At 61.1% G+C, this 14,048-nt stretch carries 11 protein-coding genes; 1 reads left to right on the plus strand and 10 read right to left on the minus strand.

What is annotated here, in order from left to right:
- Positions 1-2: 2 nt before the first annotated feature.
- From AAEZ05_RS24975 to edd, 10 genes are all read right to left on the minus strand, one after another.
- Positions 3-1,349 carry a carbohydrate porin gene (locus AAEZ05_RS24975; protein ID WP_122840174.1) on the minus strand — a complete coding sequence of 449 codons (1,347 nt, stop codon included), beginning with the start codon at positions 1,347-1,349 and terminating at the stop codon, positions 3-5.
- 227 nt (positions 1,350-1,576) lie between these two features.
- Complete coding sequence (locus AAEZ05_RS24980; protein ID WP_045059710.1) at positions 1,577-2,737, minus strand: ABC transporter ATP-binding protein; 1,161 nt, start codon at positions 2,735-2,737, stop codon at positions 1,577-1,579.
- A gap of 3 nt (positions 2,738-2,740) precedes the next feature.
- A complete protein-coding gene (locus AAEZ05_RS24985; RefSeq protein ID WP_045059711.1) occupies positions 2,741-3,586 on the minus strand; it encodes a carbohydrate ABC transporter permease in 846 nt (281 codons plus the stop codon).
- Complete coding sequence (locus AAEZ05_RS24990) at positions 3,579-4,487, minus strand: carbohydrate ABC transporter permease (RefSeq protein WP_045059712.1); 909 nt, start codon at positions 4,485-4,487, stop codon at positions 3,579-3,581. Before AAEZ05_RS24990 ends, AAEZ05_RS24985 begins: the two co-directional genes overlap by 8 nt.
- Before the next feature lie 154 nt (positions 4,488-4,641).
- Positions 4,642-5,940 carry an ABC transporter substrate-binding protein gene (locus tag AAEZ05_RS24995; RefSeq protein ID WP_045059713.1) on the minus strand — a complete coding sequence of 433 codons (1,299 nt, stop codon included), beginning with the start codon at positions 5,938-5,940 and terminating at the stop codon, positions 4,642-4,644.
- Positions 5,941-6,056: 116 nt separating this feature from the next.
- Positions 6,057-7,316 (minus strand): D-mannose isomerase, encoded by a 1,260-nt coding sequence (locus AAEZ05_RS25000; RefSeq protein ID WP_350649348.1) that lies wholly within the window; start codon positions 7,314-7,316, stop codon positions 6,057-6,059.
- A 234-nt stretch (positions 7,317-7,550) separates the two neighbouring features.
- Complete coding sequence (locus tag AAEZ05_RS25005) at positions 7,551-9,020, minus strand: ATP-binding protein (protein ID WP_350649350.1); 1,470 nt, start codon at positions 9,018-9,020, stop codon at positions 7,551-7,553.
- Positions 9,010-9,741 (minus strand): response regulator, encoded by a 732-nt coding sequence (locus tag AAEZ05_RS25010; protein ID WP_045057899.1) that lies wholly within the window; start codon positions 9,739-9,741, stop codon positions 9,010-9,012. Before AAEZ05_RS25010 ends, AAEZ05_RS25005 begins: the two co-directional genes overlap by 11 nt.
- Before the next feature lie 176 nt (positions 9,742-9,917).
- The gene (locus AAEZ05_RS25015) at positions 9,918-10,868 is read right to left on the minus strand and encodes a glucokinase (protein WP_350649352.1); all 951 of its coding nucleotides are present in this window, start codon (positions 10,866-10,868) and stop codon (positions 9,918-9,920) included.
- On the minus strand, positions 10,865-12,691 hold the full coding sequence (gene edd, locus AAEZ05_RS25020) for a phosphogluconate dehydratase (RefSeq protein ID WP_045057897.1): 1,827 nt from the start codon (positions 12,689-12,691) through the stop codon (positions 10,865-10,867). Before edd ends, AAEZ05_RS25015 begins: the two co-directional genes overlap by 4 nt.
- A 220-nt stretch (positions 12,692-12,911) precedes the next feature.
- On the opposite strand from edd, the gene gap reads away from it, so the two are divergent.
- Positions 12,912-13,913, plus strand: a complete 1,002-nt coding sequence (gene gap / locus AAEZ05_RS25025) for a type I glyceraldehyde-3-phosphate dehydrogenase (protein WP_045057896.1) — start codon at positions 12,912-12,914, stop codon at positions 13,911-13,913.
- The last annotated feature ends 135 nt before the right edge of the window (positions 13,914-14,048 follow it).

Raw genomic sequence — 14,048 nt, forward strand, 5'->3', positions numbered from 1 at the left:
CGTTAGAACACCGACTGAATTTTCAGGCCGGCCACGATCGCGTCGTCCACCTGATCCACACCACCGGGGTGCTTCACGTACTGCAGGTTGGGACGCACGGTCAGCCAGTTGGTGACGTGGAAACCGTAGTTGATTTCAGCGTTGTACTCGGTGTCCTGGATAGGCAGGAAGGCCGGGTTGTCGTAGTCGTCGATGCCGTTGACGCCATTGATCAGCTTGCGGTTTTTCTGCGCGTCTTCGTTGACGTGGATACGGGCGATACCGATGCCCACATCGTCTTTGGGGCGCGCGTTGAACGGGCCTTTGTAGACCAGCATCAGGTTCTGATAGTTGTCCACGACGTTGGTGTCCTTGTCGTGGAAGGTGGCGTTGGCCGCGATGCTCAGGCCACGGCTCTTGTCGCCATTGTGGTCGGTCAGCTGTTGCTGGGCGACGAACCAGTAGCCCGACTTGCTGCTGTGGCTGCGGTACGCATCACCGCTGACGGCCGCGTCGTTGCCGTTGGCGTCTTCACGAACGTCGTCGGCCTTGGCGGTGCTTTTGTAGTAACCGACGCGGTACTCGCCCGGCAGGCTGTTGACGTTTGGCGACCACACCAGCTCGACTGGAATGATGGTGCCCTTGGTGCCGCTGCCGCTGAGCTTGAAGCCGTTGCCGGTTTCCAGTTGCGACGGGTTCTGGTTGTACGCGCCGATCTGCGCGTAGAGCTCGTCGTTGATGTTGTACTTCACGCGGATGGCCGCCTGGCTGACCGGCCAGTTGTACCAGATGCCGCCCACCCAGTTACCCACTTGCGAGCCGCAGAACGCCAGGTTCTGGAAGTCGCACGGGAAGCTGTTGAAGTCTTCGCCTTCGCCGAAGTAACCGGCCTTGACGTCCAGGGCGCCATCGAAATACTTCTGCTTGACCCACAATTGCGTCAGGCGCCAGGTCTGGCCCCGGCCCCAGACTTCCTGGGAAGAACTGAAGGTGCCAGCCCGTGGATCGCCGATGCGATCATTGGAGATGTTCTTGCCGCTACGCTCGGTGATCGCCAGTTTGAACTCGGCGTCTTTCCAGCCGAAGATCTTTTCCAGGTCCAGTTGCGCCCCCAAGGCAAACTGGTCGCTGTAGCGCGCAGTGGTGTCATCGTTGTAGCCGCCCTTGAGGTTGGAGCCGACTTCGCCCACGTACTCCAGGGTGAAATCGTAGCCCGCCTCGATCAGCTTGGTCCGCTCACCACCCCAGTCGCCCGTCATCCACTTCGACTCGGGGCTGAACGCTTCAGCAGCGTGCACGGTGCCAGCCAGGCTCATCGCCGCAATCGCTGACAATTGGCAGATCAGCTGAGCGTTGTTCTTCTTCTTCATCCCTACATCCTCGTTTTATTGTTATTAACTGTTTTTATCTAACGCGGTTTACAAATCCCCACTGCAGGAGCGAGCTTGCTCGCGAAAAACTTCAGGCCGACGCGGTGAATCAGACTGCCCGCGTTATCGTTCACGCCCATCGCGAGCAAGCTCGCTCCCACAGGGCTAACGCTTGCGGCCAGCCTGAGCGACCGTTCTTGTCCATCGCGAGCAAGCTCGCTCGGACATCAGCGGCCTTTGAACTGGGTCACGTTGGCGTTGTGAGCCTCTGCCTTCGGAACACCGGCAACCCCCAGGCGCTCTCCGGTCTTGGCGTCGAATAACAAAACCTTCGACGGATCAAATTGCAGGGTCAGGGTCTCGCCGACATTCGGCGCGACGTCCGGCGCCAGGCGGCAGCACACCTTGGTGTCGTTGAGGTTGACGAACACCAGGGTGTCGGGGCCGGTCGGTTCGGTCACCTGGACCTCAGCGCGAATGGTCGGCAGCCCGTTCGGCTCGTTGCCCGCCAGCACGATCTGCTCCGGACGCAGGCCCAGAATCACTTCACGATCTTCCAGACCGGCGTCCTGCATGCCCAGTGGCAACTCGCAACGGGCCTGGCCGCTGTCGAGCAATGCCAGCAGGCGACCGTCCTTGCGCTGCAAACGCAGGGGGATGAAGTTCATCGGCGGCGAGCCGATGAAGCTCGCCACGAACAGGTTGGCCGGGTTGTTGTAGATGTCTTTCGGCGTGCCGAACTGCTGGATGATCCCGTCTTTCATCACCGCCACTTTGTCGCCCAGGGTCATCGCTTCGATCTGGTCGTGGGTCACGTAGACCGTGGTAGTTTTCAGACGCTGGTGCATCAATTTCATTTCGGTGCGCATCTCGACCCGCAGCTTGGCGTCGAGGTTGGACAGCGGCTCATCGAACAGGTAAATCTTCGGCCGCCGCGCCAGTGCCCGGCCCATGGCCACACGCTGTTGCTGGCCGCCAGAGAGTTGGCCCGGTTTGCGGTTGAGCAGATGTTCGATTTGCAGCAGCTTAGCCACGCGCGCAACTTCTTCGTCGATTTCGGCCGCCGGCATTTTGCGAATCTTCAAGCCGAAAGCGATGTTGTCGCGCACGCTCATGGTCGGGTACAGCGCGTAGGACTGGAACACCATGGCGATGTCGCGATCCTTGGGGCTCATGCCGCTGATGTCGGCGTCGTCCACCAGGATCGCGCCGCCGCTGATGTTCTCCAGGCCGGCGATGCAGTTCATCAGCGTGGACTTACCGCAGCCCGACGGACCGACCAGGATCAGGAACTCACCGTCATTGATCTTCAGTTCGATGTTCTTCAGGGTATCCGGCAAGCCGGCACCGTAGGTCTTGTTGACGTTACGTAATTCGAGAGTTGCCATGTTCTACCCCTTGACCGCGCCGGACGTCAGCCCACGCAGGAAATACTTGCCAGCGAATATGTAGACCAGCAGTGTCGGCAGCCCGGCGATCATCGCGGCAGCCATATCAACGTTGTATTCCTTGGCCCCGGTGCTGGTGTTGACCAGGTTGTTCAGGGCCACGGTGATCGGTTGTGCATCGCCGCTGGCGAATACCACGCCGAACAGGAAGTCATTCCAGATCTGCGTGAACTGCCAGATCAGGCAGACCATGACGATAGGGATCGACATCGGCAGCAGGATCTTCCAGAAGATCGTGAAGAAGCCCGCGCCATCCAGGCGTGCCGCCTTGACCAGCGCATCCGGGATGCTCACGTAGTAGTTGCGAAAGAACAGCGTGGTGAACGCCAGGCCGTAGACCACGTGCACCAGCACCAGGCCGGTGGTGGTGTTGGCAAGGCCGAGCTTGCCGAGGGTGAACGAGGCTGGCAGCAGGACGGTCTGGAACGGCAGGAAGCAGCCGAACAGCAACAGGCCGAAGAACAGTTGCGAGCCACGGAAGCGCCACATCGACAGCACGTAGCCATTCATTGCACCGATGAAGGTGGAGATCAGCACTGCGGGCACGGTGATTTTCACCGAGTTCCAGAAGTAACTGCCGACACTGTCCCAGGCCTTGAGCCAGCCAATGCCATCGATCACGGTTGGCCAGCTCAGCAGGTTGCCGGTGCGGATGTCCTCGGGGGTTTTGAAGCTGGTCAGCAGCATCACCACCAGCGGGATCAGGTAGACCGCGGCGGCCAGCAACAGCGTGGCGTAAATGGCGATGCGGCTGAAGCTGAGCGCCGGTTTGCCCAGTTGATTACTCATGGCGTTTGCCTCGCAGTTCCGAGTACAGGTAAGGCACCAGGATCGCCAGGATCGCGCCGAGCATCATCATGGCGCTGGCCGAACCAATGCCCATCTGGCCACGGCTGAAGGTGAAGGAATACATGAACATCGCTGGCAGGTCGGACGAGTAGCCCGGGCCGCCTGCGGTCATTGCAGCCACCAGGTCGAAGCTCTTGATCGCGATGTGCGCGAGGATCATGAAGGCGCTGAAAAATACCGGGCGCAGGCTCGGCAACACGATCTTCAGGTAGATGGTCGGCAAGCTCGCGCCGTCGACTTGCGCGGCACGGATGATCGATTGATCGACACCGCGCAGGCCGGCCAGGAACATCGCCATGACAAACCCGGAGGCTTGCCATACGGCAGCGATCACCAGGCAATACACGACGCGATCCTGATCCACCAGCCAGTCAAGCCGAAAACCTTCCCAGCCCCAGTCACGCAGCATCTTGTCCAGGCCAAGGCCTGGATTGAGCAGCCATTTCCAGGCGGTACCGGTGACGATCATCGACAGCGCCATCGGGTACAGGTAGACGGTGCGAATGAAGCCTTCCTTGCGAATGCGCTGGTCCAGCAGCACCGCCAGGAACACCCCCAGCACCAGGCTGATGCCGATGAACATGCCGCCAAACAGGGCGAGGTTCTTGCTCGCGACCCACCAGCGGTCGTTGTCCAGCAGCCGGGTGTACTGCTGCAGGCCGACCCATTTGTAGCTCGGCATGAAGCTGGAATTGGTGAAGGACAGGACGAATGTCCAGATGATGTAACCGTAGAAACCAACCAACACGATGAGCATGCTCGGCGCGAGTACCAACTTGGGTAACCAGCGTTGCAGCGCATCGAACGGTGAGGCTTTGCTGAAAACCGCCACAGAGCTCATCGGGATAATCCAGGTTTAAATATAAAGGATCGAAGTGCGATCCCTCGTAGGAGCTGCCGCAGGCTGCGATCTTTTGATTTTGTTTTTTTACAATCAAGATCAAAAGATCGCAGCCTGCGGCAGCTCCTACCAGGGGCTCACTCGCTGTCGGGGATTACTGGGCCGCTTTGACAGCCGATGCCAGTTGGGCGCTGGCCTTGGCCGGGTCAGCATCCTTGTCGTTCATGAAGTTGGTGACCACGTCGAAGATCGCACCCTGCACGGCCAGGGAGGTGGCCATGTTGTGCGCCATGCTCGGCTGCAGGCCGCCAGTCTTCTCGTCAGCCAGGAAGTCCTTGGCTGCGGTCTGGGCGCAGGAATCGAAGCCCAGGGCGCTCATGTCGTTGAGCATGTCGGTGCGCACCGGAATCGAGCCTTTGTTCATGCTGAAGACTTTCTGGAAATCGGTCCCCAAGGCGACCTTGGCCAGGTCTTGCTGAGCGGCGATGTCGCCTTTGCGATCGGCCTTGAGCTTGAACACGGCCAGGGAATCGATGTTGTAGGTGAAGGCTTTTTCGGTGCCTGGGAACGGCACGCACTGGTAGTCCTTGCCGGCGACTTTCTTCGCCGCCGTCCATTCGCTTTTCGCCCAGTCGCCCATCATCTGCATGCCGGCCTTGCCGTTGATAACGTCGGCGGCAGCGATGTTCCAGTCACGACCGGCGCGGTTCTGGTCCATGTAGCCGGTGAGCTTTTTCAGTTCGGTAAAAGCCTTGGTCATTTCAGCGCCAGACAGGGTTTTCTGGTCCAGGTCTACCAGGGCTTTCTTGTAGCCTTCGGCGCCCATGGTCGAGAGCACCACGTCTTCGAATACAGTGCTGTCCTGCCAAGGCTGACCGCCGTGGGCCAGGGCGATGAAGCCGGCGGCCTTGAGCTTGTCGCCGGCGGCGTAGAATTCTTCGAGGGTGGTGGGAGCCTTGTCGATCCCGGCTTTCTTGAAGACTTCCGGGTTGATCCACAGCCAGTTGACGCGGTGGATGTTCACCGGCACGGCAACGTAGTCACCTTCGTACTTGACGGTGTCGGAGACCTTCTTCGACAGCAGGCCGTCCCAGTTTTCCGCCTTGGCGACGTCGGTCAGGGTGTCGGTACTGAGCAGGCCGGTGCTGCCCCATTCCTGGATGTCGGGGCCCTTGATCTGGGCAACGCCAGGCGGGTTACCGGCGACGGCGCGGCTTTTCAACACGGTCATGGCCGTTGAACCGCCACCCCCGGCAACGGCGCCGTCTTTCCAGGTGAAGCCGTCTTTTTCAACTTGAGCCTTGAGTACATCGACCGCTGCTTTTTCACCACCCGACGTCCACCAGTGGACCACTTCCACCGAGCCTTTGGCATCGGCGGCAAGAGCACTGAGAGGGAGCGCAGACAGGGAGGCAAGAGAAATGAGCGTAGCGAGGCGAGAAATCGCATTCATCTGGAAGTACCTTTCTTGTTGTTATGCATGCAAGTCTGGTGCTTGCGCTGCATGGATTTTAAACAGGAGTCAGCCCCTCGCAGGTAACGAAGGGACGCTGGAATGTCACCACATGGTTACACAGGAACGCCCTGGGACACCCGCCCCAGAGCGGTGGCCAGGCTCGGCGCCAGGGGCAGGCCGGGAACGAGGACGGCCTGCCAGGCGTGATACAGGTCGGGTTTGCCCGGCCAGATATCGGCACTGCCACGGTTTTGCGGGTCCAGTTCGTGATGCCAGCTGCCGGCTTCGCGATCGATGAAGTAACGGTCACAGAATTCCCAGTACAGCCGGTACCAGGCTTCGTACTGGCTGTCGCCGGTGCGCTTGAGCAATGCGCTGGCGGCGGCGCTGGCCTCGCAATGGGTCCAGTGCAGACGGTGCCGCACCACCGGGCGATTGTCCCAGTCGAGGGTATAGACAAGACCGGGTGCACCATCGACCTCCCAACCGTGACGGCAGTTGTGCTCGAAGAGTTTTTGCGCGTCGGTGACCAGCCAGCCCGGCGTAAGCATCCCAGCCTGGACCCGTGCCGCTTCGAGGTGCAGCAACAGCCGCGCCCACTCGAACCCGTGGCCGGGTGTGGTGCCGTAGGGGCGAAAACCGTCCGCCGGGTTGTCGTGGTTGTACTCGCGCAGGGGCTGCCAATCGCGGTCAAAGTGTTCGACCACCAGGTAGTCGTTGGCGGCGGCGTGACCATGGATCACCCGCTCGACAATGCGCTGGGCGCGGCACAGCCAGCGTTTGTCCATGGTGACATCGGCCAGGGCGAGGAAGGTTTCGGTGGCGTGCATGTTGCTGTTGGCGCCGCGGTAGCGCTCCTCTTCACTCCAGTCGCGATTGAAGGATTCGCGCAGGGCGCCCTCCTCTTCACTCCAGAAACGCGTGTCGATAATGTTGATCGCGTCAGCGAGCAAGGCGTGCGCGCCAGGCCGTTGCGCGACGACAGCGGAGCTGGCAGCCAAAGCGACGAAGGCGTGCAGGTAGGCGGCCTTGCCGGTGTTGCCGTCCTGATGATCGGCAACGGCGAACCAGCCACCATGCTCGGCATCGCGCATTGGCCCGCTGAGGGCCTTGACGCCATGGTCTACCAGCTCGGCAAAGCCCGGCAGGCCCTGGATGTGAGCCATGGCAAAGCTGTGGGTCATGCGTGCGGTGTTCATGGTTTCGGCGCGGGCATTGGCCAGGAGGCGGCCCTTTTCATCAAGGTTACCGAAGCCTTCAGGCAGTCTGGAGGCTTTAGCGAACGCCAGCAGGCGCAAGCCTTCGGCGGCCAGCCATTGCTGATGCGCGGGGGCGTTCAGCCAGCTGCTGAAGGCGGGTTGGAAGGTGTGCATGGTGTGCCTTTTTTGTTGTTATGACTGAGGGCAGTCTAAACAACGGGGGGTGGCGGGCTTGTAACGAAGGGGGCGGGTTATGTCACCACTTTGTGACATTTGATCTGGGTATGGGTTGGATCGACTGACGCCTTCGCGGGCAAGCCCGCTCCCACAGGGTTATGCACATAATTTGAGAATGCAGGTAATCCTGTGGGAGCGGGCTCGCCCGAGAAGAACGATTACGCGGTGTACCTACTCAACACTACGCGGCAACTGTAACGTCACCCGCAACCCACCTTCACGCAGGTTCTGCAGGCTGACTTCGCCGCCATGACTGTGGGCGATATTGCGCGCAATGCCCAACCCCAACCCATACCCCTGCTGCTGCCCTGCCAGCCGGAAGTGCGGTTCGAACACCTGCTCCAAACGCTGCTCCGGCACACCCGGGCCTTCATCATCGACATGCAGGATGAACGCGCTTTCATCGTCATCGATATGCAAGTGCGCGTTCTGCCCGTACTTCAAGGCATTGTCGATCAGGTTGCCAATGCACCGCTTCAGTGCCAGCGGCTTGCCAGGGTAGGCCGCCAGCGCCCGGCCCTGCTGGGTGACGCGACCGTTGCCGTTGGGCGCCAGGTACGGCTCCACCAGGCAATCGAGCACGTGATTGAGGTCCACCGCCTCGATGTTCTCGTGGATGTCGGTGTCTTTCACGCATTGCAGCGCACCTTTGACCAGCAATTCCAGCTCATCCAGATCGCGGCCGAACTTGGCTTGCAACTGTTCGTCCTCGAGCAATTCCACGCGCAGGCGCAACCGGGTAATCGGCGTGCGCAGGTCGTGGGAAATGGCACTGAACAACTGGCTGCGCTCGGTCAGGTAGCGACTGATGCGTTCACGCATGGCGTTGAAAGCGCGGCCCACTTCGACCACTTCACTGCCACCGCCTTCAGCCACTGGCTCTACCTCGGCGCCGAGGGACATGTCTCGCGCGGCTCGCGCCAGGCGCTTGAGCGGCCGGCTTTGCCAGTGCACCAGCAAGCCGATGAACAACAGCAAAAAGCCACTGGTGAGCACGATGAACCACACTTGCTGCGCAGGCAGGCCCTGCTCTTCCAGGCTGGTGTAGGGCTCGGGCAGGAGCGAGGCGATGTACAACCATTCGCCGGGCGCCATCTGGATCTGCGTGACCAGCACCGGTGGATTCACCGGCTCCAGGGTCAGCGCGTAATGCGCCCAGGAGCGTGGCAACTCGTCGAGTTTCAGGCCGCCGTTGAAAATTCGCAGGTCCTCGGGGCTGACGAAGGTCACGGAGATGTCCGCGTCCTGTCCCAAGGACTGGCGCAACACTTCGTCCACCGCCTTGAGCACCGCCGCTTTACGCGGGGTGATCGGCAGCACTTCCATGCCCAGGGGTTTGTCGTTGAGCGTCACGACAAAACGGGTGCCGCCCATGCTGCGCAACTGGTCAAGGACCAGCGGCCTGAAGGCGACGGGCAGGGATCGAAAGTAACTGACGCTGGCGGTCATTGAGTGCGCGAGGCTGCGGGCACTGGTGACCAGGCCTTCGAGCTGGGTAGCACGCAGCTGCGATACCCAGATCACGCTCGACAACGCCTGCGCAAACAACACCGCCAGCAGTGTCAGCAGCAACATCCGCCCCAGCAGCGAACGCGGCACCGGCACCCTGGTCGCCAGTTTGCGCAGGAACTCAGTGACCATTGCTGGCAACCACATTGGCTGCCAGCTGATAGCCGCTGCCGCGCACGGTGCGGATCAGCCGTGGCGGTTTTTCCGTGTCGCGCAGGCGTTGGCGCAGGCGGCTGACCGCCATGTCGACGATACGATCCAGGGGCATCAGGTCGCGGCCACGGGTGGCGTTGCCGATGGTGTCGCGGTCGAGGATTTCCTGGGGGTGATCGAGAAACAGTTTGAGCAAGGCGAAATCGGCGCCGGAGAGAATGACTTCCTCGCCGTCGGTGTGGAACAGCCGGTGGCTGACCATGTCCAGGCGCCAGTCATCGAAGGCCAGCACTTCACCGCCGGAGCGTTCCTGAGCAAATTGTGCGCGCCGCAGCAGCGCCTTGATCCGCGCCTGCAGTTCCCGGGGACTGAAGGGTTTGCCGAGGTAGTCGTCGGCACCGAGCTCCAGGCCGATGACGCGGTCAGCTTCATCGGAGCTGGCGGTGAGCATGATGATGGGCACCTGGGCCTGCCGCGGATGCTGGCGAATCCAGCGGCACAGGCTGAAGCCGTCTTCGTCGGGCAGCATCACGTCGAGGATCACCAGGTCGCTCGGCGCCTCGTTCATGGCCTGCCGGAAGCCGGCGCCGTCCGGTGTGGTACGCACTTGGAAACCCGCGCGGGTCAGGTAGGTATCCAGCAACTCGCGTATTTCCTGATCGTCATCGACCAACAAAATCGACTTGTTGACTGAGCTCACGGGGCGGCGTCCTTGTTGTTTGAGTTGGGGCGGATTATGCCTGATGAACCTTGGAAATTTATTGCCTGTTCGGGCCCCATCGCGGGCAAGCCCGCTCCCACAAGGTCCTGCGCACATTTTCAGATGCAGGTAATCCTGTGGGAGCGTGGCTTGCCCGCGATGGAGGCGACGCGGTTTCAGGCCTGGTCCAGCGCCACACCCGCACCCATCAGCCCGGAATACGGCGCCGTCACCAGCCACACCGGGATGCCCTTGAAGTAATCGCTCATGCACCCCTTGTCGGCAAAACACCGGGCAAACCCGCTTTCAATGAAGAAATCGGCAAAGCGCGGAATCACCCCGCCGACGATGTACACGCCGCCCCGTGCGCCAGTGGTGAGCACGTTGTTGCCCGCCACACGGCCGAGCCAGCAGCAGAATTGCTCCAGCACTTCCAGCGCAATCGGGTCGCCGGCCAGGCCGGCGGCTGTGATCGACTCCGGGGTATCGAGCACCGCTTCGTGCCCGTCCACCGCACAAATTGCCCGGTACACCCGCGGCAAGCCACCGCCACTCAACGCCGTCTCGGCGCTGACATGCCCGATCTCATTAAAAATATGCTGCCACAGCTGGGTTTCCCGCAGGCTGCTCAGGGGCAGATCAACGTGACCGCCCTCCCCGGGCAAGGCGGCAAAACGCCCGGCGCCCAGGTCAAGCAAGGTGCCGACTCCCAGGCCGGTGCCCGGACCGATGACCACCGCCGGGCGCAACGGCTCCGGCGTGCCTGGGCACACCACCCGAAACTGGTCCGGCTGCAACCGGGTCATGCCCAGCGCCATGGCTGAGAAATCATTGACCAGCAGCAGCTCATCCACCTGCAGGATCTGGCAGAACGCCTTGCGACTGAGTCGCCAGTGATTGTTGGTGAACTTGAATTCGTCGCCGCTCACCGGGCCAGCCACCGACAGGCACACCGAGCCGATGGAGCCCGGCGCCAGGTCGAGCCCGCTCAGGTAGAGGGCAATGGCCTCCTCCGGACTGGCGTGATCGGCCGTCGCCAGCACCTGGATGGCCTCCAGTTGCTGGTCTTTCCACAACGCAAACCGTGCGTTGGTGCCACCGATGTCACCGACCAAAGCCAGTTTCAATTAAGCGTCTCCAGGGCAGAAGTGAAGGCGCTGGCGCCCTGCTCCGCCGAGCTGAAGGCCATGCGCATGAAACCAAACAGTTCGCGACCGCTGCCGATGTTATTGCCCAACAGGCCCTTGGCAGGTTCGCGCGCTGCAAATTCGTCGGCGTCCACCTTAAGCTCCAGGGTGCCTTTGACGCCATCGACGCGGATGATATCGCCCTCTTGCACCCGGGCCAAAGCGCCGCCGACATAAGCTTCAGGGCTGACGTGAATGGCCGCCGGGATTTTCCCCGAGGCGCCGGACATGCGCCCGTCGGTCACCAGCGCCACTTTGAAGCCACGGTCCTGCAACACGCCAAGGAACGGCGTCATCTTGTGCAGTTCCGGCATGCCGTTGGAACGCGGGCCCTGGAAGCGCATCACGGCAACGAAATCCTTCTCCAGCAGACCGGCCTTGAACGCATCGGCCAGGTCCTGCTGGTCCTGGAACACCATCGCTGGCGCCTCGACTATCTGGTTCTCCAACGCCACTGCCGAGACTTTCATCACGCCGCGCCCGAGGTTGCCTTCCATCACGCGCAGGCCGCCTTCGGGGGAAAACGCCCGGGCCACCGGACGCAGGATGCTCTCGTCGAGACTGTCGGTCGGGCCTTCGCGCCACACCAGCTCGCCGTTATCCAGGAAAGGCTCCAGGGTGTAGCGGCTCAGGCCATGACCCAGCACGGTGTTGACGTTTTCATGGAGCAACCCGGCCGCCAACAGTTCGCGGATCAGGAACGACATGCCGCCCGCCGCCTGGAAGTGGTTGATGTCGGCTTTGCCATTGGGGTACACGTGGCTCAGGGTTGGCACCACCTCGGAGAGGTCGGCCATGTCCTGCCAGGTCAGCTGGATACCGGCCGCCATCGCGATGGCTGGCATGTGCAGGGTGTGGTTGGTCGAGCCGCCGGTGGCATGCAGCGCCACGATCGAGTTGACCAGCGAACGCTCGTCGACGATTTCGCCGATGGGCATGAAGTCGCCATTCTGCTTGGTCAGGCGGGTCACCTGATGTGCCGCTTCGCGGGTCAAGGCTTCGCGCAACGGCGTATTCGGGTTGACGAAGGAAGCACCCGGCAAGTGCAGGCCCATCACTTCCATCAACAACTGGTTGGTGTTGGCGGTGCCGTAGAAGGTGCACGTACCCGGGCTGTGGTAGGACTTCATTTCCGATTCCAGCAGCTCTTCGCGGCTGGCCTTGCCTTCGGCATAGCGCTGGCGCACATCGGCTTTCTGCTTGTTGGAAATACCCGAGACCATCGGCCCGCCGGGGACAAAGATGGTCGGCAGATGACCGAAGCGCAGCGCCCCCATCATCAGGCCCGGCACGATCTTGTCGCAGATGCCCAGCATCAATGCGCCGTCGAACATGTTGTGGGACAGCGCCACGGCGGTCGATAGCGCGATCACTTCGCGGCTCGGCAGGCTCAGTTCCATGCCGGGCTCGCCCTGGGTCACGCCATCGCACATGGCCGGGGTGCCGCCGGCGAACTGGCCGACCGACCCGATCTCGCGCAGCGCCTTCTTGATCTGTTCAGGGAAGACTTCGTACGGCTGATGCGCCGAGAGCATGTCGTTATATGACGAAACAATTGCGATGTTGGCGGAGTTCATCATCCGCAGGCTGTGCTTGTCTTCAGTGCCGCAACCCGCCACGCCATGGGCGAAGTTGGCGCACTGCAGCTTGCCGCGCATCGGACCGTCGCTGGCAGCACCGCGAATGAGCGCAAGGTAAGCCTCGCGGGTTGCGCGGCTGCGGGCGATAAGCCGTTCGGTGACCTCAAGGACGCGGGGATGCATGTTTAGAACTCCAGGCTAACGGATGTGGCGACCTGATTGTCTATGCTGAACAAGCACCGCTGTGATTGGGATGACAGACGGTTTTCTTGATCGGTCGGACCAGTTGATTCAGGTCACTCGTTGTAGATTGAACAAAATATTGCCACTAAAAAGGCTTGTTTTCTATTTTTATGCGAATAATCTTGTAATTCCAACAACAAAACGACGGCGGCCCAGTTAAATGACTCTTCGAATTGCAATAAATGGTTTTGGCCGTATCGGCCGCAACGTCCTGCGCGCACTGTATACCCAAGGTTATCGCCAGGACCTGCAGATCGTTGCCATCAATGACCTGGGCGACAGTTCGATCAACGCTCATCTGCTCAAATACGACACCGTTCACGGCACGTTCGACGCCGATGTGCAGCACGATCAGGAAAGCCTGACTGTCAACGGCGACCGCATTGCCGTCAGCGCAATTCGCAATCCGGCAGAACTGCCCTGGGCTGCGGAAAAAATCGACGTGGTGTTCGAATGCACCGGGCTGTTCACCGACCGGGCCAAGGCCGCCGCGCATATTACTGCCGGTGCGCGCAAAGTCATCATCTCGGCCCCGGCCAAAGGCGCCGACGCCACCGTGGTGTATGGCGTCAACCACGACATTCTGCGCCAGTCGCACCAGATCATTTCCAACGCTTCGTGCACCACCAACTGCCTGGCCCCCGTTGCGCAAGTGCTGCACCGCGAGCTCGGTATCGAAAGTGGCCTGATGACCACCATTCACGCCTACACCAACGACCAGAACCTGACCGACGTCTACCACACCGACCCGTACCGCGCCCGCTCGGCGACCCAGAACATGATCCCGAGCAAAACCGGGGCGGCTGAAGCGGTCGGGCTGGTGTTGCCGGAACTGGCGGGCAAACTGACGGGTATGGCGGTACGGGTGCCGGTGATCAATGTGTCGCTGGTCGACCTGACCGTGCAATTGAAACGCGAAGCCTCGGCTGATGAAGTGAACGCGCTGCTCAAGGAAGCCAGCCAGCATTCGAAGATCCTCGGCTATAACACCTTGCCGCTGGTCTCCAGTGACTTCAATCACAACCCGCTGTCGTCGATCTTTGACGCCAACCACACCAAATCCAGCGGCAAGCTGCTGAAGGTGCTGGCCTGGTACGACAACGAATGGGGCTTCTCCAACCGCATGCTGGATAACTGCCTGGCGCTGTGTAACGCCGAATAAATCGGCAACTCACCACGAATTCCCGTAGGAGCTGCCGCAGGCTGCGATCTTTTGACAGCAAAATCAAAAGATCGCAGCCTGCGGCCGCGCCAACCCCCAATTTAAAGATTAAGCGCGTGACCATGAGACTAAATG

Origin of the sequence: Pseudomonas sp. HY13-MNA-CIBAN-0226 (assembly GCF_040310305.1) — a bacterium.
GTDB classification, from domain to species: domain Bacteria; phylum Pseudomonadota; class Gammaproteobacteria; order Pseudomonadales; family Pseudomonadaceae; genus Aquipseudomonas; species Aquipseudomonas gregormendelii.